This is a genomic window from Luteimonas salinilitoris (assembly GCF_041300785.1).
Classification (GTDB): domain Bacteria; phylum Pseudomonadota; class Gammaproteobacteria; order Xanthomonadales; family Xanthomonadaceae; genus Luteimonas; species Luteimonas salinilitoris.
Genome location: NZ_JBFWIB010000008.1, coordinates 151416 through 176007 on the forward strand (window position 1 = coordinate 151416; position 24592 = coordinate 176007).

The following is a 24592-nucleotide window of genomic DNA, read 5'->3' on the forward strand; positions in this document are numbered from 1 at the left end:
TCACCTGGCCGCGGTGACCGTAGCGGTCGCTGGCGTCGGGGGACTGCGCAGCGGCCCCGCCGGGCGTAAGCTTGCCGGAGGTGTCCGCCCGGAGTTCGTCATGCCTGCCATTCACCTGTTCCTGCTGGCCGCGAGCCTGGCGCTGCTGCCTTCGGTGCCGGCGCGGGCGCAGGCGCCAGCGCCGGAACCGCCGATCCACGACGCCGCGCTCGCGCAACGCCTGGGCGCGGACGAGCTGGGCATGCGCAGCTACGTGCTGGTGATCCTCAAGACCGGGCCCACCCGGGTGCCCGACGGCGAGGCGCGCAAGGCCATGTTCGCCGGCCACTTCGCCAACCTGCAGCGGCTGTCGGACGAGGGGAAGCTGGTGCTGGCCGGCCCGTTCTCCGAGGACCCGGCCGGCTGGCGCGGGCTCTTCCTGCTGGCCGTCGACGACCTCGACGAGGCCCGCCGCCTCACCGACACCGATCCGGTCATCGTCCAGGGCGAGATGATCGCCGAGTATCACCGCTGGTACGGCTCGGCGGCCGCGGTGATGATCCCGGACATCCACGCGAAGATCGCGGCGAAGGCGCCCTGAGCGCTCGCCTGTCCTGCTTGCCGTCCTTCGCCGTCAAACGCAGGCGGCTGTAGCGGCAGATGTCGACGGCGGGTAGATCAGCGTGCGGCCGTCGCGGAACACCAGGCGGAAATCGCGCAGGCAACCGCCGTCGGCGAGTTCCACGGAGGTCGATGCGAGGCTGCCGCGCAACGGTGCGCCGAGCGCGACTTCCCGGTACGCATCACCGCCGGCCGGCGCGTCGTCACTGCGACGTTCGCGCCGGGTTCGGTAGAGCTCGAAACGCACGCCGGCCATTGGGACAGCGACTGTAGGTTCGGGTTTGGCGTCGCCGCCGCCGGTACTTTCCAGCGGGTGCGATAGGCGAAAACATCCGCCGACGGCCGATCCGGCCTTCGTCCGTCACCCGGAATACGTGCGATCCGCGGCCGCTCTGCGTGAGCAGACACGGGGATGATCGCGCAGGTTCGGCCCCAGGGCCTGAGTCGATTTTTCCGGCACGAAGCGGGCAGCCAGCCGGCCGTCCATGCCCTAGGCGCTGATCCATTCCGGCTGGTGACGACCGGCACGGTACAGCCGGCTCGCGCCGTGACCATACTCCGCGCCACGCCTTGTCACGCAACGAGCGGAAAGCCATGCGACGACGAACGAAGATTCTGGGATCGGTCCTTGTGCTAGTGGTTGCGGCGATGGGCGTGCTGGCCGTGGCGCTGCGCCATGACGCCGCCTGCCCGCCGGCATCCGCGTTGCCGGAAGGGGCGACACCGATGCAGGCAATCAGGGCCCGCTGTTACGGTTCGGTCGAGGTGTTGGCGTTCGAACAGGTCGCGCGGCCCGAACCGGCCGACGACGAGTTGCTGGTCAGGGTGCACGCCGCCGGCGTCAATCCACTCGACTGGCACTACATGCAGGGTAAGCCCTACGTCATGCGTTTTTCGTCCGGCATCGGCAGGCCGGACGATTCCCGGGTGGGCGTGGATTTTGCCGGCACCGTGGAAGCCGTTGGTCGCAGTGTGCAGCGCTTCAAGCCGGGCGATGCGGTGTTCGGCGGCCGGAATGGCGCCTTCGCCGAATATCTGGTGGTGAAGGAGAGCGGTTCGGTGGTGCACAAGCCCGCCAGCGTGAGTTTCGAGCAGGCGGCCGCGGCGCCCGTCGCGGCCGTGACCGCGCTACAGGCGGTGCGCGATGCGGGCCAGGTGCAACCCGGACAGCGGGTGCTCATCAACGGCGCTTCCGGCGGCGTGGGCACCTACGCGGTGCAGATCGCCAAGGCGCTTGGCGCGCATGTGACCGGCGTGTGCAGCACGCGCAACCTCGAGCTGGTCCGCTCGCTCGGCGCCGACCGGGTGATCGACTACACGCAGGCGGACTTCACCGAGGGCGCGCAACGCTACGACGTGATCATCGACAACGTCGGCAATCACCCGCTGCGGGCGTATCGTCGCGCGCTCGAACCCGACGGGATCCTCGTCATGGTCACCGGGCCCAAAACGGATCCGTGGCTTGGTCCCCTGACCCGGTTGTTGTGGGCGCAAGTCTCCTCGCCGTTCGTCAGCCAGATCCAGGCCTCGTTGTTCGCGGACATGAACCCGCAGGACCTGGCGGTGCTCCGCGGCATGATGGAGGCCGGCTCCCTGCGGTCGGTGATCGACCAACGCCATACGCTCGCCCAGGTTCCGGAGGCCATCGCCTACCTGGAGCAGGGGAGAACCCGGGGAAAGAACGTCATCGTTCTCGTGCCCGAGGATGGAGTCTCGGCAGGGATCGAGCCGGCGGAAGAGCCTCGGGTCGTGATCAACACGGGCTCGGGAAGTTTCCTGATGCAAGGCGGGCAAGGGCATGAGGCGGACACGATCCGCGTCTACTACCACAAGCCGAGATCCTTCGGCAGCCATTCGCCCATCCTGATCGTGCTGCCGGGTGCGGGCAGAAATGGCGACAGCTACCGGGATGCCTGGGTGGATGCATCGGAAGCGCATGGCGTCCTGATCCTGTCGCCTGCCTATGCGGAGGAGGCTTACGACGTCGCGGCCTACCACATGGGCGGCGTGATCAAGAACCTTGAATTGCGGGATGCGCAGATCGACGAGAGCGGCCAGGTCTATCGACTGAAGGACGAGGACATCCTGTTCGAGGTCAACCGCCTTTCCGGTCAGTGGTTGTTCCATGATTTCGACAGGCTGTTCGACAGCGCCGTCGCGGCCGTCGGTTCGGAACGGACCGGATACGACATGTTCGGGCACTCTGCGGGTGGCCAGATCCTGCACCGGCTTGCGATCTTTCATCCGAAGTCCAAGGCCAACAGGTTGCTGGCATCCAATGCCGGCTTCTACACCTTGCCCCGGCTTGATGTCGCGCCCATCTTCGGCATCCAGGGGACCGGATTGACGGAACAGGGCCTGAAACGGTCCTTCAGGCAGAAGCTCGTTCTGTTCCTGGGCGAGTTGGATGACGAGAACGAAACCCGAGGCATCCATTTGCATACGCCGCTGGCGGACCGGCAAGGCCTGGGCCGGCGCGCCAGGGGCGAGTACTTTTACGGCGAAAGCCGGAAGGCGGCGGCCGCGCTTGGTACCGAGTTCAACTGGACGATTGAGGTGGTCCCCGGCGTCGGACACGACCAGGCCGCGATGGCCAAGGCCGCCGCGGGATATCTCTACGGACAGTGAACGACAGAAGCGGCCGTATCACGGCTTGGTCTGCTTCATTTCCCGGCGCAGTCGTGCGCGCAGCGCCGGTGTCGCGGCGGTGTCGGGCAGTTCCTTCAGCGCCCTGCGCAGGATCCGCAGGTCCTGGTAGCGGCCGAGCCGATCGGCGAGCTTCTTCAGGGCCCTGGCCTGTTTGCCCGGTTTGCGCGCCAGGGTCGCAGACAGCGTGGGTGCGACGGCGTCCGGTGCGCGGGCGGCATCGACCTGCAGCCGCAGTTTGCGTACACGTCGCCGCCATCGATGCAGCTGTTGCGGGGTCGGTTCCCTCATCGCCTGTTTCCGTGCCTTGGCGACACGCCGTTCGCCGCGCGCCAGCGCCTTGCGCACGTCGCCAGGCCGCAGCGCATGCCAGGGCAAGGCGTCGATGGCGGCCGCGGCCCTGCGCAGCGGCTCGCGGCGGCGGTCGAAGCCCGGATCGTCCGCCAAGGCCTGCCGCAGCAGCAGGTCGCGCCTGCGTGCGAGCCGCCGTGCGAGCCGGTGCCATTGCGCCGCATCGCCGCCGCAGGCGAGCGTGTCCGCGGTGTCGGTGACGGCCTGGGCATCGCGCAGCGCGGACAGCCCGGCCGCCAGTCGCTGCAGCCTGCGATCGATCGCATCGCCGTCGGCTCCGAAACGCGCCGCACCCAGCGCGAGCACCGCCCGCAGGCGCCGGATCGTCTTGCGCGCGCGGTGGATGCCCGCGTGGCGGTCGCCGCGCGGGCCCAGCGCGCGTAGGACGATCCGGCAGTCGCGCTGCGCGAGTGCATGCAAGGCGTCACCGGGGCCGGTAGCGATGGTCTTGCTCATGTCACCGGATATTGCCATGGGGCGCGGGTCGATCCCTGCGGGGAAAAAAGCAGGGGTTAGTATGTACCTGGACCGGTTGCGATCGCAGCGATAGTCCATGCGAACCTGCACGATCAGCGAAGTGACGGCCTGACCTTCGATCGCGTTTCTCCTCCTGGCCGACGCGGGAATGACGAGCAAAAACAGGACGTTTCCGGTCAAGTAAGCATCATTCTGCTCTGACTCCAGTTCCTGCCGGTCCGCCGGGAGGCGATTTCAGTGCGGCTGCCTGGCGCTGTTCCGGCGTGAGGTACGACCACTGCAGGACGGCGCTGTCGTACTCGTAGGCGGCCAGCATCCGACTGACGAGTTCGGTGCGTGCGTCGGCGGCCATCTTCGGCCCGGCGTCGGTCAGCAGCGCCTCCGCGCGCCTGGCGGCGGTGGCCCGATCGGTGTCCAGATGCTTCTGCATGGCCTGGCCGTGTTCGACGATGCGCTTGCCGAAGGTGTCGAGCACCATCCTGGCGCCTTCCGAGCGGTCGCGCTGCTCGAGCAGTAGGGCGATTTCGTCGGGGGCAGGGATTCCACGGCAATCCGCGTGGGCGCGTAGCGGTCCAGCCGTTCGAGGGTGCTTTCTAGGTGGCGCGGCTCCATGTCCTTGAAGGCCGCGGTATGCCACGAGCCCAGCACGAGCACCTCGCTTTGCGCGCGTGGAGTCACCGCAACCGCAAGCGCGCGCGCGACGGCTTCGCCGCGGTGGTCGGCAGGAGGATTCGCGGCCGCGGCGCCTGTGGCCAGGGGCGCCAGCAGCAACGTAGCCAGCAGGTGCAGTCGTAGTCTGGACATCTCGAACTCCGGTGCTGGGTGGTCTGAGTGTGCCAACGCGCCGGGCAGCGCCTCACGTGTACATGGTGACCCTGACGGTGGTCATGGCTGGCGCGCTGAAGCTCGGCTCCAGCGACGAAAACAAGAGTAGAAAATAGGGGTCAGAAACAGGGGTCGAGGTCGACTTTCTCCGGACCATGCTGGAGAAGTCGATCCTGACCCCGGTTTCTGGACTTTGCAAAGAATGGCGCACATTTCCCGAAAGACCGGGTCCGGACGACGCGTCTGGGCGACACCATTTCCACAGCCATTATTACATGTACTACATGCACGCACCATCAGACTTCTTTCGCCTCCAGAGTATTTTCCTGCTCTGCCTTACAGAAAAAACTGCGAAGCAGACTTCGAGGAGTAAGCATTCCTGCCAACAGCGAAAGCACCGAGCTCCGGTACCACAGGGCGTGCGGTTCCAATTGGTATCCGCTTAGCCTCTCGGTCTCCCGCCGCGGGACGTCTCACGCCACCTCGTTAGATATCTCGATGAGGTTCTTCTCGTCGAATGGCAAATGGCCTGGCTTGAACAAGCGCAATCGCGGCCATGTAAAACCTGCGGTCTTGCTCTTGAAGACTGGCGGTTTTCCTTTGGGGCTGTATTCCATGACGAACCCTATCAATTCCAGACATAAGCTAGGCATCACCACGCTGTTATGATGCCAGTAAACGGCACCGGCAGATCGGCCAAGTGTGGAGTAAACATCCTGCGAATTATCGTTGAAGATTGAAACATCCTGGAATTTGACATCGATTATTTCTGATTTGCGAAGCCCGATATGGGTCAGAATTCCGTTTTCAAACGAGCAAGTTGGAGAGCCGCTATCTCGATACTCATTCTGCGTGACGCGCCCGTTAGGCAAGATTTCTTCGGTCGTCTCGTCGAGTGGCCCCATTATATTTTCGAACTCGGCAACCTCCGCATGCGTCATGCCGAATTCCAGCGGGCCCAGTCCTTCTTTAGGGCATACATTCCAGACTTCGCTCATCGCAAATCTCCTTAGTCTTTCTTCATATTTTCGCTCTCAAAGGCTCGTTCGAGCCTTCTGTTTCTCTCGGCCGAGCGGCATCTAGGCATGCCCGCCTGGCATAATAGACGCGCTCGGCAGGCGACTTCGTGGACTTCGCCAGCATGTACTGGGCCTCTTCATGTCCAGGCCTGAGTTCGAATTGCGGCCCACGGCCGCCACCATCCGGCGGTCACCGGGCTGTCGCCCGCGTCCACCAGGCGCAGCAGGACACGACGGCCGATGCCCAGCCGCGGCGCGAGCCGGTCGACACAGGCCTGCCAGCGGCTGCCGGCTTCGGCATGCGCGTCGCGGCAGAGCCGGCGCACCCAGAGCAGCCCGCAGGCCATCCGCAGCGACAGCAGGCACACGCCCGCCGCCCACAACGCGACGATCCAGGGCAGGGCGCCCACCGATGGGGCCGGCAGCACTCGCAGCGCACCGCCCTGCGTTGCCGGCATCGTGGTGTCGATGCCGCCGGCCGCCAGCGCGCCGCGTGCGACCGCTGCTGCGTCCTCGCCCGTCAGCGCTTGCGCCAGGCTCCATACAGGCAACAGCACGCAGGCCAGCAGCGCCAGGCAGGCCACGACATAGCGTGCCTGGGGCCGGGCGTTGCTGAGCAGGACCAGCGCCAGCCAGGCCAGCAGGCCGACCAGCGCGCCCTGCCACAAGAAGTGCAACAACGCGAGCGCCAACGCGGGCATCAGCATCGCCAGGGCCTCAGTCATCGCGGGTCTCCTCGAGGAAGCGTTGAATCTCTTCGCGTTCGGCGTCGTTGACGCGGCCGCTACGCAGTGCGGCCATCACCAGCGCCTTGCCGGAGCCGGCGAAGGCCTTGTGGATCAGGTCGTCGAGCAGCTTCGTCTGCAGCGAGCCCTGCGGCTGCGCGGCTGAGTACACGTGCGAGCGCTGGCTCTCGTCGCGCTTGAGCAGGCCCTTGCCGTGCATGACCTGCATCAGCCGCAGCACGGTGGCATAGGCCAGGTCGGGCCGCTCCCTCCGCTGTGCCTCATGGATCTGGCGCACCGAGGAAGGCCCCAGCTCCCACAGCGTACGCAGCAGTTCGAGTTCGGCGGGGGTGGGCCTGGGGAGGCGGGGCTTGGCCATCGATACGTGCGCGTTGCCGGTGATGGCGTCACCCTATACCTGTTAGACCATTTTGTCTAGACCTTTTTGTCTAAATTGGGCTCATGGCGTCCGGCATGGGGCCGGTGGCGGTAATTCCGACATTTTTCGCACAAGACGCTCTCTAGGGTCACCGGCCAGAAACGGCCGAGGTCCGGTCTCCGCTGACGACCGCGGCCGTTACGGCTCCCCCGCAATCGAGAGTGAAGTGATGAAGAGAGTTCTGTTGGGAACGTTGGGCGTCCTGCTCGCCTCCACCGCCACCGCCGCCGAGCCACAGGCGCACTGGGGCTACGAAGGCGGGCACGGCCCGGCGCATTGGGCCGAGATCGACGCCGGCTTCGAGCGCTGCGCGGCCGGCAGGATGCAGTCGCCGATCGACATCCAAGGCGCACATGAGGCCGACCTTCCCGGGATCGATTTCGAGTACCGGGCGGGGCCCGCCGAGGTCGTCAACAACGGCCACACGATCCAGGTGAACCTGGCGGAATCCGGCGGTATCGAGATCGGCGACGAGCGGTATCCGCTCGTGCAGTTCCATTTCCATACGCCGAGCGAGGAGAAGATCGACGGCAAGGCCTACCCGATGGAGGTGCACTTCGTGCACAAGGACGCCGAGGGCCATCTGGCGGTGGTCGCGGTGATGCTGAAGGAAGGCCGGAGCAACGAGGCGCTCGCGGACCTGTTCGACGCACTGCCTTCCGAAGGCGAGAAGCACGCGCTGGCGAAGGCGCTGGATCCGGAGGACCTCCTGCCGGAGGAGCACGGCTACTACGCCTACACGGGCTCGCTGACCACGCCGCCGTGCAGCGAAGGGGTGCGCTGGCAGGTGCTGAAGCAGCCGGTCGAGCTGTCGAAGGCGCAGATTGCGGCATTCCGCCGGTTGTTCCCGATGAACGCGCGTCCGGTGCAGGCGCTGAACGGGCGGGAGGTTCTGGAAAGCCGTTCCTGAGTCCGACGCCGGCCGCCGCAAGCGGTTGCTTGCGGCGGCCGGCGCTTCCGCCGGTATCGCACTCGGCCTCCGCTTTTGGCAGAGTACAGGCAGTTCAACCGAACAGGCGATGCCCGTGTCTCGATGGATGATCGCTGCTCTCCTCGTCGGCCTGGCCGCGAGCAATCCCTTGGTCGCGGCCCACGCCGCCGATGGCAACCGGCCCGAGGCGAAGGTGATCGGTGCCTACTTCCCCGGCGGCTCGGCAGCGCGCTACCCGATCTCGCGAATTCCGGCAGACAGGCTCACGCATCTGTTCTACGCCTTCGCCACCATCGACGAGGGCCGCTGCGCAAGCCCGGGCGCCGAAGCGGGCGCGCACTTCGCCGCCCTTGCCGAGCTCAAGCGCCGGCATCCCAGGCTGCGGACCCTGATCTCGATCGGCGGCTGGAGCGCGGGCGGATTCTCCGATGCCGCATCGACTGAACGGTCCAGGCGGCGCTTCGTCGCATCGTGCGTGGCGCTGTTCTTCGACGCGCATCGCGGCAGCTTTGACGGCGTCGACATCGATTGGGAGTATCCGGTCTACGGGGGACCGCCGGAGATCGGCGCACGTCCGCAGGACCGGCGCAACATGACCTTGCTGGCGCGCGAGTTCCGGCGGCAGCTGCGGGCACTCGGCAAGGAGCGCGGGCAATCGTTCCTGCTCACCGCCGCGCTTCCGGCAGGGCGCCTGCAGTCGACGGGTCCTTACGACCCTGCGCGCAGCTACGAGCTGGCCGAGCTCGCCGGGGTGCTCGACTTCATCAACTTGATGACCTACGACATGGGCACCGGTTTCTCTGCGGTTTCCTCGTTCAACGCGCCGTTGAACGAAGTCGCCGAGGATCCGCTGGATCAGCCGATGCGGCGCTGGAACAATGTGGCGGGCGCGATCGATTACTACCGGCAGCAGGGCGTGCCCGCGCACAAGCTGGTGCTGGGCGTTCCGTTCTATGGCCGCGGCTTCCGGGTTTCCTCCGAGGCGGATCATGGCCTGTACCAGGCCTACGCCGGGACGTTCGATCCGGGTGCCTGGCGCGACATCAAGGCCAACCTGCTGCCGGATCCGCAATGGGAGCAGCACTGGCATCCGGTCGCGCAGTCGCCGTGGCTGCTCCATCGCGGCGAGCGGAAGTTCGTCAGCTACGAGGACCCGAAATCGGTTGCGATCCGCGCGCAGCTCGCCAGGGATCGCGGCCTGCTCGGCGTCTTCATGTGGGAGCTCACCGGCGACGACGAGCAGCGCGGCTTGTTGGAAGCGATGGCGCGGCCCTTCAGGGACGGACGCAATTAGATCATCCGCGGCTTGCTACGATCCGCGGCCGGACGTGTCGCATTTCCCTGCGCGGGCGATGCCGGTGCGTGTACCGCCACCGCATCGTCCCGTTCCTTCCCGGCCTTGATCCACCGGCCCACCGCGTCGCCCAGCAGCGCCACGCCGACGATGCCGAAGATCCACAGCGTCGCTTCGCGCGCGCCGCGGCGCAGGCGTTCGCGCCAGCGGGCGAAGCGTTCGTCGGTACGGCGGCCGAGCAGTGCATGCAGGCCCAGCAGCAGCAATGGCGGCGCCACGAACACCAGGTTGTAGCCCACCAGCAGCGGCAGCCACTGCGCCGGGGACAGCTCCGCGGCGATCATCAGCGCGATGGCAGCGAAGTAGGGCAGCGCGGTCACCAGCTCCACCACCGTCACCGTCATGCCCAGCAGCGCGAAGGCCGCCAGTCGTCCGCTGGCCGGCGTGCGCGGCTCGCGCGCCTGGTGCGCGTCGGAGGGCGCGAAGATCGCATAGACCAGCAGCCCTGCGCCCAGCAGCGCCTGCAACGCCAGGGCGACGGGATGATCCAGCACGGCGGTCAGCGTGTCGCGCGCGGCGGTGATGCCCAGCATCATCGCAATGCCGAGGCCGAGATAGGCGACCAGGATGCCGGCCACGTAGGCCAGCAGGCGCGGCGCCGCCCGCGGTTGCGACAGCAGCCACAGCGCCACCACCAGGGCAGAGGGGTTCAGGCTGTCCAACAGCGCCAGTGGCAACAGGATCGGCAGCAGGTTATCCATGGGAATGCAGGCGAGGTGGGTGTGTGCGCAGCGTAGAAGAAACAGGCGGCGAGGTGCCATTGCTCACCCTCAGGCTCCCTTCGTCCGGTTGCCGGCAAAACCGACCCTCACCCGGTGCGATGTACGCGGCATGCGGCCGCCACGCCCGGCGGTGCGATCCCGTCGGCGCAGTGGATCCGGCGCTGTGGGAGGAGTCGACCGATCCCGGTTTACGCCGGAATCGGGCAGTCCGGAAGCCACGAAAGTCCCTGTCCTTCGTGTCGATTCCGGCCCTGCTGGATCGTCTGACGATCGAGACCCCTCGATACAAGGAGAATTCGCATGTCCCTCGCCAAGCCCCTCACCCCGCACCTGTGGTTCGACCAGCAGGCCCGGGAGGCGGCCGGGTTCTATTGCAACGAGGCGATCTCCTTCATGGTCCACTGCCGCGACCAGGCCGAGATCGACCGCTACTGGGAGCAGCTCTCCGCCGTGTCGGAATCCGAGCAGTGCGGCTGGTGCAAGGACCGCTTCGGCCTGTCCTGGCAGGTCACCCCGGTCGTGCTCGGCGAAGTGATGACTTCGGGCGACGAGGAGACGGTGGCGCGGGTCACGCAGGCGTTCCTCGACATGAAGAAGTTCGACGTGGCGGCGATCGAGGCGGCGGCGGGAGGGCGCTGAGATGCCTGACGGGAAAGGCGAGGTCCCGCTTTCCTTCCATCGAGAAGCCATGCGGCAAGCGCCGGTCGTCCATGAATGCACCGGCGCCTGAGCTTGCCGATAGGGCGAAACGTGACCGAAGTCCGCGCCTGGGTTTGCCCCGGCTCTCTGCATGCCATTAGCCTCGATAGTGGCGCTATCGCCATCACGAAGGAGAACGGAATGTCTCGTACCCGTGTTTTCGTCCTTGCCCTCGCAATGAGCGCGACTGCGTTCGGAGCCGCCATCGCGAAAGAGCCACCAGACGGTCCCGGCGGATCCTGGATCGAGTACACCTACTACGACGCGAATGGCGTGGCGATCGGCGGCAGATGGAAGGACTGCACCGGCCATATCGCCACCTGGGGCGTCTCGAGCGGCTCGCGCACGGAAGTGACCACCGGCCCGTGCCCCGGATAGGTGCGGTGCACGGCGGACGCCCCGGCTCCGCAGAAGCAGAAGAACAGGGGTCACTGACCCCTGTTCTGCTTGCGGGAGTGACGATTCAGTTTCCTGCGTGTCCAGCAGCCGGTCTATCGGACCCGTTGAACTGTCGCAGCCTGGGCTGAGCTTGGTCGCCAGCTCGCGGTCCAGGCAGGCCTTGTGCGAGAAGCCACCACCGCCCGCCGAGCCGCAGCCCGATTCGCAAAGGTGGATATGGCGGGAAATGAACCCGAAGGACCATTTTCCCGAAGCGGGCAGGTTCTGCTCACATTCGATAACGCGCAAAGGCGCATACTGCGTCGGCACCACGACGCAATGTCGTGACGGCCGCTCAGCCGCGCCGCACCTTCACCCACTCTCCGCACTGAGCATCCTGCTGCCTCCCTGGCGGCAGCTTCGGCGTCGGCCGCCTTCAGACCGCCGGACGGTCTCATCTCATGCAGGAACCGGGTATGCAACTGAATTCATCTTCTATCGGCATCGTCGGCACGTCGCGCAAGCCCGACGAGCGTCGCGTTCCCATCCATCCCGAGCATCTCTCGCGACTGCCGGAAGATGTCCGCCGCCAGCTGGTGTTCGAAATTGGCTACGGCGCGCCTTTCGGTATGCCGGACGCGGACATCGCGGCGCAGTCGGGCGGCATCGCCTCGCGCGCCGAGTTGCTGGCCGATGCCGGTACGGTGGTGATCGCCAAGCCGGTGCTCGCGGACCTGCAGGAACTGCGCGAGGGCGGGGTGTTGTGGGGCTACGTGCATTGCGCCCAGCAGCGCGCCATCACCCAGGCGGCGATCGACCGCAGACAGACCCTGGTCGCCTTCGAGGACATGTTCATCTGGAGTCCCGACGGCCGTATCGGGCGGCACACCTTCTACAAGAACAACGAGATGGCCGGCTACTGCGCGGTGCTGCATGCGCTGCAGCTCAAGGGCATCGATGGCCACTACGGCAACCAGCGCAAGGCGATCATCTTCAGCTTCGGCGCGGTCAGCCGCGGTGCCATCTACGCGCTCAAGGCGCACGGCTTCCGCGACATCACCATCTGCATCCAGCGCCCCGACCACGAGGTGCGCGAAGAGGTGCTGGATTGCCATTACGTCCGCATCGAGCCGGGCACGGAAGGCGAGGCCCGGATGATGGTCGTCCAGCACGACGGCAGCCGCCTGCCGCTGGGTGATCTGATCGGCGAGGCGGGCATCATCATCAACGGCACCTTCCAGAACCCTGCCAGCCCGATCGACTTCGTCACCCGGGACGAGGCCGGCTGCCTGCGGCCTGGTTGCCTGGTCATCGATGTCAGTTGCGACGAGGGCATGGGGTTCTATTTCGCCAAACCCACGACCTTCCGTGATCCGATGTTCCAGGTCGGCGGTGTCGACTACTACGCCGTCGACCACACACCCAGCTATCTGTGGGAAAGCGCCTCGCGTTCCATCTCCGCGGCGCTGGTGGTGTACGTGTCGACCATGGCGAAGGGCCGCGCCGGCTGGGAGAACGACCCGACCCTGTCCCGCGCCGTGAACATCGATGGCGGCGTGATCCAGAAGCCCGCGATCGTGTCGTTCCAGAAGCGCCAGCCCGAATACCCGCATGCCCCCATCGACAGGCTTGCGGCGTAAGTGCGGGCACCGGCCGCCTCGTGCCTCACGGAGCCTGCGTGCCGTTCTCCGCCAGCCGTTGCAGGCTCTCGGCATAAGCGTTCGCGCCCAGCGGTATGAAGCCGGTGAAATGGATCCAGCTGCGCAGCCCGCCCAGGTAGCTGCGCAGGAACGGGCGCAGCTGCGGTTTGCGCGCGAACGCGTCCAGGTTGACGTACAGGTACAGCGGCCGCGACAGCGGTTGGTACCGGCCGGCCTTGACCGTGTCCAGGGTTGGGAAGACCGGGCCCTGGCCGTTGTCGACGGCGAGCAGCTTCAGGCTGTCCCAGTGACGGTGGTAGGCGCCGATGCCGAAGAAGCCGAGGGCGTCGGGTTCGCCGGCGATGCCTTCGGCCAGCAGTTCCTCGTCCTCGCTGGCGGTGTAGTCGTGCCGGCTGCGGCGCGCGGCGCCGGTGACGCTTTCGGTGAAGTAGTCGTAGGTGCCCGAGTCCTGCCCGCGCCCGAACAGCACGATCGGCCGGTCCGGCCAATCGCTGCGCAGGTCCCGCCAGCGCCCGACCCGGCCCTCGGCTTCCGGCGCCCAGAGCCGTCCGAGTTCTTCGATGCTGATGTCGTGGGCCCAGCCGTTGTCCGGGTGCACGACAATGCTGACGGCGTCGGTGGCGATCGGAAGCCGCATGTGCTCGATGCCGTTGCGCGCGCATTCGGCTTCCTCTTCCCGGTTCATCGGGCGCGAAGCGTTGGCGATGTCGGTCTCGCCGGCGCAGAAGCGCCGGAAGCCCGCCGTGGTGCCGGAAAAGCGCACGTCGACGGCCTCCGCACCGCGCGCGCTGCGCCGGAAGCGCCGCGCGGCCTCGCGGGTCAGCGGGTACACGGTGCTGGAACCGTCGACGAGGATGGTTTCCGCGGTGATCCGCGCAGGCGTGTCGGCCTGTTCGCCGCAGGCCGCCAGCAGCACGGCCAGGCCGCAGGCGGTGATCGCCATCGGCATATGCGCACGCGCGACGGCGGACATGTTCATTGCTTCCGCCATTCCTCTTTCAACGTCTGCCAGAACAGCTTGAGGCTGCTGACCTTGGTGTCCACCGCGTTGATGTATTCGTCCAGGTGCTCCAGCACTTCGTGCTGCGCCTGCTTCTGGGTGGAGCTGCTTTCCAGCTCGCGCTCCAGCGCCTCGATGGACTGGCGCAGTTCGCGGATGCGGGTCTCGGTTTCACGGCGGTGGTCGGTGTCCATGGCGGAAGTTTCCCTGGTCAGAGCTGGCTGAAGCCGATCAGCGCCAGCGGCAGCACGAAGAACAGGCCGCCCATGTAGGCGACCACGTAGAGCTTGTTCTTCTGCGCCAGTCCGGCCAGCGTGACGGCAATCGTGGGCGGCAGCTGTCGCAGGAAAGGCAGGCCGTAGATGAGCACGATGCCCAGCACGTTGAACAGCAGGTGCACGATCGCGATCTGCAGCGCGAGCACCGCGGTCGGACCGGTGATGGCCGTGGCCGCGAGCAGGGCGGTGATGCAGGTGCCGATGTTGGTGCCGAGCGTGAACGGATAGACCTGCTTGAGGCTGAAGACGCCGGTGCCGGCAAGCGGGACGATCAGAGAGGTCGTCGTCGACGAGGACTGCACCAGCACGGTGATGACGGTGCCCGAGGCCATCCCGGACAGCGGCCCACGCCCGACGCTGGCGTGCATGATGCTCTTTGCGCGGCCGACCATGACCTTGCGCAGGAGTTTGCCGATGGCCGAGACCACGAACAGGATCAGCGCCACGCCGATCACGATCAGCGCGATGCCGGACCAGACGCCTGGTATCCAGCCCACCGCGGCGCCGAGGGTGTCGGAGGCGGGCGCCAGCAGCGTCTTCATGAAGTTCATGCCCTTCATGTCGACCGCCGCATCGCTGACCAGCAGCCCGGCCAGCGCCTCCGAGCTGCGCTGCAGCGGGCTGAACAGCAGTTCCAGCGGCAGCAGGATGGCCACGGCGAGGATGTTGAACGCGTCGTGCACGGTCGCGGCCGAGAAGGCGCGGCCGAATTCCTCGCCGTTGCGCACGTGCCCCAGGCTGACGATGGTGCTGGTGAGCGAGGTGCCGATATTGGCGCCCATGATCAGCGGAATGGCGATCTCGATGGGCAATCCACCGGCGACCATGCCGACGATGATCGAGGAGACCGTGCTGGAGCTCTGGATCAGGGCGGTGGCGACCAGGCCGATCATCAGGCCCACGAAGGGATTGGTCGCGAACGCGAACAGCTGCTTGGCGTTGTTGCCGGTCGCCGCCTTGAAGCCATCGCCGATCGCCCCGACCGCGGCCAGCAGCAGGTAGATCAGCGCGGCCACCAGCAGCCAGGACACCCACTGCGACGAGGTACTGCGTTCCCCGTCGGCGGGCAGGGCGGCGACATGTGCGGGCACGGCGAGTCTCCGCGGGTAATGCGGAGAACGTATTGCCCGGAAGTGACACGCGGATGACGTCCGTGCGACCGTGCCATCCGAGGGACAGGGCGGTGCAGGCTGGCTGGCATGAACCGGAGACGCGTCTGCGCCCGCAGGGCGGATCCGGCAGATCCGCCACTACCGCACCAGATGCGTACTGAGAGCGAATGGCTCGCGCAGCCGGTGCCGGGCGCGCGGCCTGCGTCAGTCCGGAATCTCCGGTTCCACCACCTGCGCCAGCAGCGACAGCGATTCCTGCCAGCCCAGGTGGCAGGCTTCCGCCGGGATCACGTCCGGTACGCCTTCCTGCACGATCTGCAGTTCGGTGCCGCAAGAGACGGCCTTGAGCGTGACGGTGGTGGTCATCTCGCCCGGCAGGTTGGGATCGTCGAAACGGTCCGTGTGGCGGATGCGCTCGTTCGGCACCAGTTCCAGGTATTCGCCGCCGAACGCGATGCTGTTGCCGGTGCCGAAGTTGGTGAACGACATTCGATACCGGCCGCCGACCTTCGCATCGATTTCGTGCACCGTGCCGGTGAACCCGTGCGGCGGAAGCCATTTGCACATCGCCGCCGGATCCAGGAACGCGCGGTAGACGCGCTCGGGCGGGGCTTTCAGGACGCGGTAGAGGCGGATGGTGCTGGGCATGGCGATTCTCCAAAGACAGAGGACGACCCTCTGATCCTACGACGAGTCGCACCGGCGGAAATCGACACCGGCGCAAGAGAGCAGGTAGGCCGAGGGCGTGGCGCCCTGGCGGGCAGGTGCAGGGCAGGTGCTCGCGGCGATGCCCGACGCGATCGCGCGCATCGATCCCCATTCGCCGCTGACGAACAAGTACGAGCGCTGGTACCATCAGGCACAACGACAGGCTGACGGAAACTGACCGGCGCTGCAAACTAAAGATGGTGGCCCCGTTCCGATCCGTTTCGGTTTGGATTGCCCTGGATGTCCCAGGAAAATTCACTGTGGGCCCGGTTTCAGCCCCGGCAATCCGCTTCGATGGCTTCGGCCTTCTGCCCGGCGGCGCCGGCGATTGCCTGAGATCTTGAGAGCCAGAAGGGACAGACGATCATGCGCGCCAGCCAGGCATTGCAGGAGACGGAGAAGGTGCCAGGGACCATTTCCCACCTATCAAAACCGCACCGACTCTTCGGAGGTGAACTGCCGTCGTTGGCCCGGCGCTCCAGGCCTTCGACGGTCGCCCGCGATGCCTTGGCTGCGATGGCGCTGGTCGCCGTGTTTGCTGTTGCAGGATGTACCCATGTCAACAGGGAAGAGGCTTCGGTCGAATCGGAAGCGATGCAGCCGGTTCGAGGCGACGTTGCGTTCCATCTCGCTGCCGAGCCGGGCCAGCCCGATGCGATGACGCTGCCGATGTTGCGGCAGGACGACGCCGACACCTCGGTCCTCGCGCTGCAGCCCGTCCCCGTGGTGGAAGGCACGCAGGTCGCCTCCGTCGACTTGGGCTTGGAAGACGGCGAGTTCGCGACGTTGGACCTCCGCTTGACCGGGGAGGGCGCCCGCCGTCTGCGGATGGCGACGGCGGAGAACGTCGGCAAGCGCCTCGCAGTCGTCGCCGGCGGCCGCGTCATCAGCGTCGCCACCATCATGGCCGAAATCCCGGGCGGCGAAGTGCGGATCAGCGAACTCGACGTCTCCGACGCGAAGAAGTTGTACGAGACGATGACCTTGGCTGAATAGCCGAACAAGCCAGGTCCCCTTGCGTGATCGGGGTAGGATCTGCCCTTGGAAAGGGGAAGGGAGGCAATGACGTTGACCACCATCATCGGTTTCAGCGGCAGCCTGCGCCGCGCGTCCTACAACTCCGCGCTGCTGCGCGCCGCGCAGGCGGCGATGCCGGCCGGCAGCCGGTTGGAGATCGCCTCGATCCGCGCGTTTCCTCTGTACGATGCCGACGAGGAGGCCGCCCACGGCGTGCCCGATGCAGTGTCCGGGCTGAAGGATGCGATCGCCGCGGCCGACGGGCTGCTCGTCGCCACGCCCGAGTACAACAACTCGATCCCGGGCGTGACCAAGAACGCGATCGACTGGCTCAGCCGCCCGCCGGCAGACATCGGCCGGGTGTTCGGCGGCAAGCCGGTGGCGATCATCGGCGCCTCGCCCGGCGGCTTCGGCACGATCCTGTCGCAGAACGCCTGGCTGCCGGTGCTGCGCACCCTCGGCGCGCGCTTGTGGACCGGCGGCAAGTTGCTGGTGTCGCGCGCGGGGCAGGTGTTCGACGAGAACGGCGCGATCGTCGACCCGAAATCCGAAGAGGCGCTTCGGCGTTTTCTCGAAGGCTTCGTCGCCTCCATTCGCGACTGATCGGAACGGAGTGCACGCGGCCGTTGCCGGGTCGCGACAACCTGCCGAGGAATGCCGCAGCCGGGTGCGGCCCGGCGATCGGCAGCGCGATGTGCACCGCGTCGAGGCGCCGCTTCCGGGCGATGAGCGCGACCCGTCCTGCAGGATCGCGCAGGCGATGCGGAGTTTCCAGGAGGAAAGCCCCGACTTCGTCGAGCAGCCGCGTTACCGACCGCGCTTCTTGTAGGTGATCTCCATCATCCTGGTTTCCTTGCCGTCCATGCCGGGGGCGTACATTTCGAACACCTCCGTGTTCTCGTCGGTCCAGCGGCTGGTCATGCGCGCGGTCTGCGGCTGTTTGCTCACCGCGTCGTGATAGGTCCCGGTATAGGTGCAGGCACGGTCGGCTTCGCAGGTGCCCTCGCTGACCATCAGGCCTGTGCTCATGCTGTCGTTCCAGGTCGCCCAGTACTTGCCGGTGATGTTGTCGAAGCCGTGCATGCCATGGCCGGTGAAGGGCTGTCCCATCATCTGCGAGTTCACCTCCTCGACCATCACGCGGCCGCCGAGGATCATCCTGCGGGTGGCGGTGCCGGTGTCGGTGGCGGGTTCGGCGCCGGGCGCATGCCAGCTCCTGACCGTGAGGTCGTAGGTGCCGGCCATCGAGGCCAGGTGCTGGTGTTCGGCGCCTGGCGTGCCGGCCTTCTGGTAAGCCTCCATCATCGCCTGCATCTCGGGCGTCATCTGCTGCGCGGCGCCTTCCTGTGCAACGGCGGGACCGGCCAGCAGCAGGGTGAGGACGGCCATGGAAAGAACGTGCTTGCGGTTCATGCTGGGTCTCCTGAGGCGGTAACGGGAATCGGTTGTGCGGAGAGTATGTGCGACGGGTTCCATTCGGATTTTGTGAAGGCTTGCATTTGCGCCGAAAAGCCGACCGAGGGACAGGAAAGAACGGGATCCGGCTCATGGGCGGGCGGATGAGGGTCGTTTCGGCAGCCCGGGGGCAGGCATCCGGCCGTTCTGCGCGAGCTGGACGAGCGTTTCGAGACGGGCTTCGACGCGACGCGCGGCCCTTCGGCCGATCCCGGCGAACTGGTGCCGCCGGCGGGTCTGTTCCTGGTCGCGCGCCTGGATGGCGAGCCCGTCGGCTGCGGCGCGCTGAAGGTCACGGGAAGCGACATCGGAGAGATCAAACGCATGTGGATCGCGCCTTCGGCGCGTGGGCTGGGCATTGCCCAGCGCCTGCTGGAAACGCTCGAGAATCATGCCGTCGCGCTGGGCGTGGACACGCTGCAGTTGGACACGAATCGCGCGCTTACCGAAGCCCGCGCACTGTATGCGCGCAACGGATACCGCGAGATTCCGCCGTACAACGACAATCCATACGCTCATCACTGGTTCGAGAAGCGCGGGTTGCGGCGGCGGGCGTAGCCGGAGCGGCCTGCCGTCGATGTCCAGGCGCTTGCCCCGCCGGACTGCAAAAAAGCATGCCGATTCCGGCGATTTCCGCGTCCCGTCATTTCGGCGAAAGCTGGGATCCATCCTGCACGATCGTGCAAGCGATGCGGAGTTTCCGTCTACCGTCCGATCGGCGGCGGACGCGATGCTGTGCGCAACCGGCAAGCGCCGCAAGGGAGAACGCCATGACCATTCGCGACAAGATCGTCCTCGTCACCGGTGCCAGCAGCGGCATCGGCGAGGCCATCGCCAGCCATCTCGCCGAAGCGGGCGCCACCGTCGTCGCCGGCGCGCGCCGGCTCGACCGCCTCGAGCACCTGGCCGCCCGCGCCGTCACCGGCGGCGGCAGCGTGCACGCCCGCGCCGTCGACGTGACGTCGCGCGAGGAGGTCGAGGCCTTCGCCGCCGCCGCCGTGGAGGAATTCGGACGGATCGACGTGCTGGTCAACAACGCCGGAGTGATGCCGCTGTCGCCGCTGCGTGCGCTCCAGGTGGAAGAGTGGAACCGCATGATCGACGTCAACATCCGTGGCGTGCTGCACGGGATCGCCGCCGTGCTGCCGCGCATGGAGGCGCAGGGCGCGGGGCACGTGATCAATATCGCCTCCATCGGTGCGCACGCGGTGTCGCCGACGGCGGCGGTCTACTGCGCGACCAAGTATGCGGTCTGGGCGATTTCGGACGGCCTGCGCCAGGAGACCGATCGCCTGCGCGTGACCGTGGTGTCGCCCGGCACGGTGACCTCCGAACTGGCCGACACCATCACCGACGCCACCGCGCGCGAGGCGATGGAAGCCTACCGTCGGGTGCGGATCGAGCCCGAGGCCATCGCACGCGCGGTCGCCTATGCCATCGACCAGCCCGAGGACGTCGACGTCAGCGAGATGATCGTCCGCCCCACCGCCAGCCCGCATTGAGGCGCCGCGATGAAGCCCACATCGATCGTTCTTGCCACGGCCCTGCTTGTGGCGCCGCTGGTGGCGGCTGCCGGGGCGACGCACCGGAGTGCGGAGGAGACGGCCAACCTGGCCCGGGTCGAGCGTACCTTTGCCGATTGGAGCACCGGCCGCGGCTCGCTTTTCGACCTGCTGTCGCCGGATGCGACCTGGACGATTCTCGGACCCACCCCGAGCGCCGGCACCTATGATCGCGTAGCGCTGCAGCGCGACGTGCTCACGCCGTTCAACGTGCGGCTGGCCTCGCCCCTGGTGCCGGAGGTGCGCAGGTTGTACGCCGACGGAGACACCGTGGTGGTGCTGTTCGAAGCCAGCGCGACCCTCCGCGACGGCGGACGTTACGAGAACAGCTACGCATGGTTCCTGCGACTGCGCGATGGCCTCGTCGTGGAGGTCACCGCGGTGCTCGACCTGCACGCCTACGACGCGGCAGTGGAGGCGCCGGTGCAGTAGCGGCGGTGCCTTCGCCAGGGGAATCCCGACACGCCGCCCGCGCTGTGGCGCAATGCTAGAGTGCATCGCCTTACCGGATGCCACCGCAGAGCGAGCGACGCGATGACGACCCACGCCCCCTATCCGATCGGCACGCCCGGACGCCCCTGGGGCGCCGCCGAGAAAGCGGACTGGCTGTCGCGGCAGAGCCGCAAGCGCAGCTTCGAGGCGGACGTGCTGAGCGTGATCGAGCGCCTGCGCCCGCGCTTCGACGTGCAGGAGTACGGCCGCCTGGACTATGGCCCCGACACCTACCCGCTGCTCGCCATCAGGAGCCGCGACTGGCAGGACGGGCTTCCCGGCGCGCTGGTGACCGGCGGCGTGCATGGCTACGAGACCAGTGGCGTGCACGGCGCCCTGCAGTTCGTCGAGCGGCAAATGGCGGACTACGCGGGCCGAATCAACCTCGTCGTCGCGCCGTGCGTGAGCCCATGGGCCTACGAGATGATCCAGCGCTGGAACCTGCATGCGGTGGATCCAAACCGCTCGTTCCGCGACGACAGCCCGGCGCAGGAATCGGCGGCGCTCATGCGCCTGGTGGCGCCGCTGCGCGATCGCCTGCTGGTGCACATCGACCTGCACGAGACCACCGATACCGACGAATCGGAGTTTCGCCCGGCGCTGGCCGCCCGCGATGGCGTTGCATATGTGCCCGACGAGGTCCCGGACGGTTTCTACCTGGTCGGCGACAGCGGGAATCCGCAACCGGAATTCCAGCGGGCGGTGATCGCGGCGGTGGCGCAGGTCACCCACATCGCGCCGGCCGACCGCGACGGTGCGATCATCGGCTCGCCCGTGGTCGCGCCGGGCGTCATCAACTATCCGGTCAAGCAGCTCGGCCTGTGCATGGGCATCACCGATGCCCGGTACGTGACCACCACCGAGGTTTACCCCGACAGCCCCCGGGCGACCCCCGAGCAGTGCAATGCCGCGCAGGTGGCGGCGGTATGCGCGGCGATCGACTTCGCGCTGGCGCACGGGTGCGTGGAGTAGGGCGTTCCCGGCCGGGCCGTGCACTTGACGGCCATCGGCCTCCTGCGATGATGCGCGTCCGGAGACTTCGGAGGCGAGGCGATCATGATCCGGAACGCGGTCCCTGTCCGATGCGATTTCACCGGCGGGTATGCCGATGTTGCGCAGCGCCCGTTCGGACTATGATCCGCCCAGTGCGGATGCCCGCTCCGCCGGCCGCCGCATGGCGAGGCGGCGTTCTTGCTGTTCCGATCCGGTGTGGCTTCGATTCGACGTCGCTCCGTGCCGTGGCGATCGGATGCGGCCTTGTGAAGGAACCCGGATGACACGTCGATGAAAATTTTGCTCTGGGTGTTGCTCGTTGCCTGCGCGTGTCCGGTTGCGGCTGCGGATCTGGCCATCGTCGATGCGCGCATCTATCCGGCGCCGGATGCGGATCCGGTCGAACGCGGAACGGTCCTGGTGCGCGACGGCCGTATCGCGGCGGTGGGCGCCTCGGACGAGGTGGAGGTGCCGGACGGGATCGAGGTGATCGACGGCAACGGCAAAATCATCACGGCGGGGTTCTGGAACAGCCACGTGCATTTCCTGGCGCCGGTGACGCGCGAGGCGGCCACCCGCCCGGCGCGCGAGATGGACGCGGCGCTACAGGACATGCTGACGCGCTGGGGCTTCACCACGGTGTTCGATGTTTCCTCGTTCAACGGCAATGCGGCGGCGCTGCGCAGGCGCATCGAGGCGGGCGAGATCACCGGGCCGCACATCCTCCATGTCGATACGCCGTTCTTTCCCGAAGGCGGAACGCCGGTCTACATCCGCGGGTTGCTGGAGGAGCTGGACGTGCCGAGCGCGGAAGTGGGCAGCCCCGACGAGGCAAGGGGGCGCGCCGCGCGGCAGCTGGCCGTCGGCGCCGACGGGGTCAAGCTGTTCGCGGGAGCGGTCGTCGGCGGCGAGATCGGAGTGTTGCCGATGGATGTCGGGATCGCCCGCGCCGTGGTGGAGGAGGCGCACCGCGCCGGCAAGCCGGCGTTCGCGCATCCGACCAACATGGAAGGGCTGGAGGTGTCGATCGCGAGCGGGGTCGACGTGCTGACGCACAGCACGCCGTCCTCGGGCCCATGGGACGCGGCGCTGGTGCGGCGCCTGCGCGCAGCGGAGATCGCGCTGATCCCTACCCTGACCCTGTTCGAAGTCGAACTGCGGCGGGAGAAGGCACCGGAAGAATTGGTCGAACGGTTCATCGGCCATGCCATCCAGCAGGTGCGGGCATATACGCAGGCCGGCGGCACCGTGCTGTTCGGCACCGACGTGGACTACATTCCGCACGTCGATACGCGCCGCGAGATCGAACTGCTTGCACTGGCAGGGCTGGACTGGCGCCAGGTCCTGGCCACGCTGACCACCGCGCCGGCCGACCGCTTCGGTCACGGCGGGCGCAAGGGGCGCATCGCCGCCGGAATGGAAGCCGACCTGGTGATGCTGGGCACGGATCCGGCACTGGACGTCACCGGACTGGCCGACGTGCGGGCGACGATCCGGGGTGGGCAGGTGATCTATCGCGCGGTGGACTGATTGCGATCTTGCTCGGCACCGGCGAGGTGCTGGTCAACGATCTTGCCGACAGGCAGGGCCGGTAAGCGGCGCGAGCGCGCCCGCCGAGCGCCAGCGTGTATACGCGGGGAGCCGCACCCCATGCCGGGATCGCATCGTCGTGGCTGGCGAAACGCCGAGCCGCGGGATCCGCCGTCAGGCGTCCTGCTTCAATCGTGGCAACTTGAACCGAAGGACCCGGCCGACCAGCGACATCGCGCGCATTACCTTCGCTGTCTTCGCATCGGCGGGAAAGAACGATTCGATCGCCAGTTCCGACAGCGTCACCTCGACGGGCGTGCCGAACACGGTGGTGGTGCTGAGGAAGGAAAGCTCGCCGGCTTCGGTGCGCAGGCGCATGGGCACGACGATGGCGGCCGGGTCAGGCGACTCGTCATGGTCCGGCGCCGGATAGGACAACAGCTCCTGCAGCAGGTCGTCGAGGACGGCGTCGCCGCTGGTCTCGACCTGCCTGCGCAGGCGCTGTATCAGGTGCGCGCGCCACTGGCCGAGATTGACGATACGCGGCGCCACGCCGTCCGGGTGCAGGCTCAGGCGCAGCACGTTGATCGGCGGCTCGAGCAGCGCCGGCGCCACGCCCCGGAGAAACGGGACCAGCGCGCGGTTGGCGGCGTGCATCTGCCAGTGGCGGTCGACGGCGAGCGCCGGATACGGCTCGTGGCCGCGCAGCACCAGGGCGATCGTCCGCCGTGCCGCCTCCAGGTTCGAGTCGTCCAGCGCATGTTCGCCGTAGACCGGCGCGTAACCCGCCGCGGTGAACATGCGGTTGCGCTCGCGCAACGGGACGTCGAGCCGGTCGGACAGACGCAACAGCATCGCGCGGCTGGGGACGGAACGGCCGTTCTCCAGGAAGCTCAGGTGGCGCGACGAGATGTCGGCCAGGCCGGCGAGGGCTTCCTGCGAGAGCAGCCGCCGGCGGCGCCAGCCGCGCAGCTGCTCCCCCACCGGCCGTTGCTCGGATGCGGGAATGGTCATGCGCGGACGATAGCCGATCGCGGGCCGCGATCGTCATTACCTGGCAGGTAATGGCATCGGGAACGGCCGCGGACCAGCATTGTCCCGACCCGACCACAAGGAGTTCCGCCATGTCGTTGCAACGCACCTTCGCCAGCCCGAACTTCCTGCCCCGCCTGCTGCTCGTGGACGGTCTCGCGACCGGCGCCACGGCCCTGTTGCTGCTCACCGCAGCCGACATGCTGGCGCCGCTGCTGCAGCTGCCCGCCGGCCTGCAGCGCATCGCCGGCCTGATCTGCCTGCCCTTCGTGGCATGGGTGCTCGCGCTCTCGCGCCGCGCCTCGGTGCCGCGCGGCGCGATGACCGCCGTGATTGCGATCAACTTCGCCTGGGTGGCCGGCAGCGCCTGGGTGGCCTTCGGTGGCACCTGGCAGCCGAGCCCGTTCGGGGTGGCCTTCGTCACGGCGCAGGCGCTGGTGGTGCTGGCCTTCGCTGAACTCGGCTGGTTCGGCCTGCGTGCCTCGCGCCGGGCTGCGCCCGTTTCAGCCTGAGTTCGGGCGGCCGCATAGGTCGACGCCGGCCCGGAAGTACGGGGCCGGCGCGTCTCGCAAGCGCCTGTCCTGCC

29 protein-coding genes are annotated in these 24592 nt (G+C 67.3%); 16 read left to right on the forward strand and 13 right to left on the reverse strand.

The features are described from left to right. Window positions 1-100: 100 nt before the first annotated feature. Window positions 101-580, forward strand: coding sequence for a YciI family protein (locus tag AB5T46_RS13360; RefSeq protein WP_370564482.1), 480 nt, complete (start codon window positions 101-103; stop codon window positions 578-580). Between the two features lie 33 nt (window positions 581-613). Here AB5T46_RS13360 and AB5T46_RS13365 read toward each other — a convergent pair whose 3' ends face one another. Then, a complete protein-coding gene (locus AB5T46_RS13365) occupies window positions 614-847 on the reverse strand; it encodes a hypothetical protein (protein WP_370564483.1) in 234 nt (77 codons plus the stop codon). A gap of 347 nt (window positions 848-1194) precedes the next feature. Here AB5T46_RS13365 and AB5T46_RS13370 point away from each other — a divergent pair, with 347 nt between their 5' ends. Next, window positions 1195-3228: an NAD(P)-dependent alcohol dehydrogenase gene (locus tag AB5T46_RS13370; protein ID WP_370564484.1), complete on the forward strand. Its 2034-nt coding sequence runs from the start codon at window positions 1195-1197 to the stop codon at window positions 3226-3228. A gap of 18 nt (window positions 3229-3246) precedes the next feature. Here the strand turns inward: AB5T46_RS13370 and AB5T46_RS13375 are convergent, their stop codons facing one another. Together AB5T46_RS13375 and AB5T46_RS13380 are read right to left on the reverse strand one after the other, a co-directional pair. Next, window positions 3247-4254, reverse strand: coding sequence for a CHAD domain-containing protein (locus AB5T46_RS13375; RefSeq protein WP_370564485.1), 1008 nt, complete (start codon window positions 4252-4254; stop codon window positions 3247-3249). Between the two features lie 7 nt (window positions 4255-4261). Continuing rightward, window positions 4262-4552: a hypothetical protein gene (locus AB5T46_RS13380; protein ID WP_370564486.1), complete on the reverse strand. Its 291-nt coding sequence runs from the start codon at window positions 4550-4552 to the stop codon at window positions 4262-4264. 152 nt (window positions 4553-4704) lie between these two features. On the opposite strand from AB5T46_RS13380, the gene AB5T46_RS13385 reads away from it, so the two are divergent. After that, on the forward strand, window positions 4705-4869 hold the full coding sequence (locus AB5T46_RS13385) for a hypothetical protein (protein WP_370564487.1): 165 nt from the start codon (window positions 4705-4707) through the stop codon (window positions 4867-4869). Between the two features lie 503 nt (window positions 4870-5372). On the opposite strand, the gene AB5T46_RS13390 is transcribed toward AB5T46_RS13385, so the two are convergent. From AB5T46_RS13390 to AB5T46_RS13400, 3 genes are all read right to left on the reverse strand, one after another. Continuing rightward, window positions 5373-5897 carry a hypothetical protein gene (locus AB5T46_RS13390; RefSeq protein ID WP_370564488.1) on the reverse strand — a complete coding sequence of 175 codons (525 nt, stop codon included), beginning with the start codon at window positions 5895-5897 and terminating at the stop codon, window positions 5373-5375. Window positions 5898-6055: 158 nt separating this feature from the next. Next, window positions 6056-6643 (reverse strand): hypothetical protein, encoded by a 588-nt coding sequence (locus AB5T46_RS13395; RefSeq protein ID WP_370564489.1) that lies wholly within the window; start codon window positions 6641-6643, stop codon window positions 6056-6058. Next, window positions 6636-7022, reverse strand: a complete 387-nt coding sequence (locus AB5T46_RS13400; protein ID WP_370564490.1) for a BlaI/MecI/CopY family transcriptional regulator — start codon at window positions 7020-7022, stop codon at window positions 6636-6638. Before AB5T46_RS13400 ends, AB5T46_RS13395 begins: the two co-directional genes overlap by 8 nt. Before the next feature lie 229 nt (window positions 7023-7251). Between AB5T46_RS13400 and AB5T46_RS13405 the strand changes: the two genes are divergently transcribed. Both AB5T46_RS13405 and AB5T46_RS13410 read left to right on the forward strand, forming a co-directional pair. Continuing rightward, window positions 7252-7992 carry a carbonic anhydrase gene (locus AB5T46_RS13405; protein ID WP_370564491.1) on the forward strand — a complete coding sequence of 247 codons (741 nt, stop codon included), beginning with the start codon at window positions 7252-7254 and terminating at the stop codon, window positions 7990-7992. Window positions 7993-8119: 127 nt separating this feature from the next. Continuing rightward, entirely contained in the window at window positions 8120-9307 is a 1188-nt protein-coding gene (locus tag AB5T46_RS13410) for a glycoside hydrolase family 18 protein (RefSeq protein WP_370564493.1), read from the forward strand. On the opposite strand, the gene AB5T46_RS13415 is transcribed toward AB5T46_RS13410, so the two are convergent. Next, window positions 9304-10068: a GAP family protein gene (locus tag AB5T46_RS13415; protein WP_370564494.1), complete on the reverse strand. Its 765-nt coding sequence runs from the start codon at window positions 10066-10068 to the stop codon at window positions 9304-9306. The genes AB5T46_RS13410 and AB5T46_RS13415 overlap by 4 nt on opposite strands. Window positions 10069-10389: 321 nt before the next feature. Here AB5T46_RS13415 and AB5T46_RS13420 point away from each other — a divergent pair, with 321 nt between their 5' ends. The 3 genes from AB5T46_RS13420 to AB5T46_RS13430 all read left to right on the forward strand — a co-directional run bounded on the left by AB5T46_RS13420 (window position 10390) and on the right by AB5T46_RS13430 (window position 12806). Continuing rightward, the gene (locus AB5T46_RS13420; protein WP_370564495.1) at window positions 10390-10728 is read left to right on the forward strand and encodes a VOC family protein; all 339 of its coding nucleotides are present in this window, start codon (window positions 10390-10392) and stop codon (window positions 10726-10728) included. Window positions 10729-10929: 201 nt separating this feature from the next. Beyond that, entirely contained in the window at window positions 10930-11166 is a 237-nt protein-coding gene (locus AB5T46_RS13425; protein ID WP_370564496.1) for a DUF6289 family protein, read from the forward strand. Between the two features lie 476 nt (window positions 11167-11642). Continuing rightward, entirely contained in the window at window positions 11643-12806 is a 1164-nt protein-coding gene (locus AB5T46_RS13430; RefSeq protein ID WP_370564497.1) for a N(5)-(carboxyethyl)ornithine synthase, read from the forward strand. Window positions 12807-12831: 25 nt separating this feature from the next. Here AB5T46_RS13430 and AB5T46_RS13435 read toward each other — a convergent pair whose 3' ends face one another. The 4 genes from AB5T46_RS13435 to AB5T46_RS13450 all read right to left on the reverse strand — a co-directional run bounded on the left by AB5T46_RS13435 (window position 12832) and on the right by AB5T46_RS13450 (window position 15865). Then, window positions 12832-13806: a PstS family phosphate ABC transporter substrate-binding protein gene (locus AB5T46_RS13435; RefSeq protein WP_370564498.1), complete on the reverse strand. Its 975-nt coding sequence runs from the start codon at window positions 13804-13806 to the stop codon at window positions 12832-12834. After that, window positions 13803-14021, reverse strand: coding sequence for a hypothetical protein (locus AB5T46_RS13440; RefSeq protein WP_370564500.1), 219 nt, complete (start codon window positions 14019-14021; stop codon window positions 13803-13805). Before AB5T46_RS13440 ends, AB5T46_RS13435 begins: the two co-directional genes overlap by 4 nt. 17 nt (window positions 14022-14038) lie before the next feature. Then, complete coding sequence (locus AB5T46_RS13445; protein WP_370564501.1) at window positions 14039-15196, reverse strand: Na/Pi symporter; 1158 nt, start codon at window positions 15194-15196, stop codon at window positions 14039-14041. A 225-nt stretch (window positions 15197-15421) separates the two neighbouring features. Beyond that, on the reverse strand, window positions 15422-15865 hold the full coding sequence (locus AB5T46_RS13450) for an SRPBCC family protein (RefSeq protein WP_370564502.1): 444 nt from the start codon (window positions 15863-15865) through the stop codon (window positions 15422-15424). 426 nt (window positions 15866-16291) lie between these two features. On the opposite strand from AB5T46_RS13450, the gene AB5T46_RS13455 reads away from it, so the two are divergent. After that, window positions 16292-16921 (forward strand): SecDF P1 head subdomain-containing protein, encoded by a 630-nt coding sequence (locus AB5T46_RS13455; protein ID WP_370564503.1) that lies wholly within the window; start codon window positions 16292-16294, stop codon window positions 16919-16921. Between the two features lie 66 nt (window positions 16922-16987). After that, entirely contained in the window at window positions 16988-17545 is a 558-nt protein-coding gene (locus AB5T46_RS13460; RefSeq protein ID WP_370564504.1) for an NADPH-dependent FMN reductase, read from the forward strand. A gap of 204 nt (window positions 17546-17749) precedes the next feature. Here AB5T46_RS13460 and AB5T46_RS13465 read toward each other — a convergent pair whose 3' ends face one another. Continuing rightward, window positions 17750-18355, reverse strand: a complete 606-nt coding sequence (locus AB5T46_RS13465) for a DUF1579 domain-containing protein (protein WP_370564505.1) — start codon at window positions 18353-18355, stop codon at window positions 17750-17752. A 264-nt stretch (window positions 18356-18619) separates the two neighbouring features. Here AB5T46_RS13465 and AB5T46_RS13470 point away from each other — a divergent pair, with 264 nt between their 5' ends. The 5 genes from AB5T46_RS13470 to AB5T46_RS13490 all read left to right on the forward strand — a co-directional run bounded on the left by AB5T46_RS13470 (window position 18620) and on the right by AB5T46_RS13490 (window position 22974). Then, on the forward strand, window positions 18620-18955 hold the full coding sequence (locus tag AB5T46_RS13470) for a GNAT family N-acetyltransferase (protein WP_370564506.1): 336 nt from the start codon (window positions 18620-18622) through the stop codon (window positions 18953-18955). 212 nt (window positions 18956-19167) lie between these two features. Continuing rightward, complete coding sequence (locus tag AB5T46_RS13475) at window positions 19168-19899, forward strand: SDR family oxidoreductase (protein WP_370564507.1); 732 nt, start codon at window positions 19168-19170, stop codon at window positions 19897-19899. A 9-nt stretch (window positions 19900-19908) separates the two neighbouring features. Continuing rightward, window positions 19909-20391 (forward strand): nuclear transport factor 2 family protein, encoded by a 483-nt coding sequence (locus tag AB5T46_RS13480; RefSeq protein ID WP_370564508.1) that lies wholly within the window; start codon window positions 19909-19911, stop codon window positions 20389-20391. Window positions 20392-20493: 102 nt separating this feature from the next. Then, window positions 20494-21423, forward strand: coding sequence for a M14 family metallopeptidase (locus AB5T46_RS13485; protein ID WP_370564509.1), 930 nt, complete (start codon window positions 20494-20496; stop codon window positions 21421-21423). A gap of 312 nt (window positions 21424-21735) precedes the next feature. Next, window positions 21736-22974 carry an amidohydrolase family protein gene (locus tag AB5T46_RS13490; RefSeq protein ID WP_370564510.1) on the forward strand — a complete coding sequence of 413 codons (1239 nt, stop codon included), beginning with the start codon at window positions 21736-21738 and terminating at the stop codon, window positions 22972-22974. Between the two features lie 174 nt (window positions 22975-23148). Here AB5T46_RS13490 and AB5T46_RS13495 read toward each other — a convergent pair whose 3' ends face one another. Continuing rightward, window positions 23149-23988: a helix-turn-helix domain-containing protein gene (locus AB5T46_RS13495; RefSeq protein WP_370564511.1), complete on the reverse strand. Its 840-nt coding sequence runs from the start codon at window positions 23986-23988 to the stop codon at window positions 23149-23151. 110 nt (window positions 23989-24098) lie between these two features. On the opposite strand from AB5T46_RS13495, the gene AB5T46_RS13500 reads away from it, so the two are divergent. Beyond that, on the forward strand, window positions 24099-24518 hold the full coding sequence (locus tag AB5T46_RS13500; protein WP_370564512.1) for a hypothetical protein: 420 nt from the start codon (window positions 24099-24101) through the stop codon (window positions 24516-24518). Window positions 24519-24592: the final 74 nt, after the last annotated feature.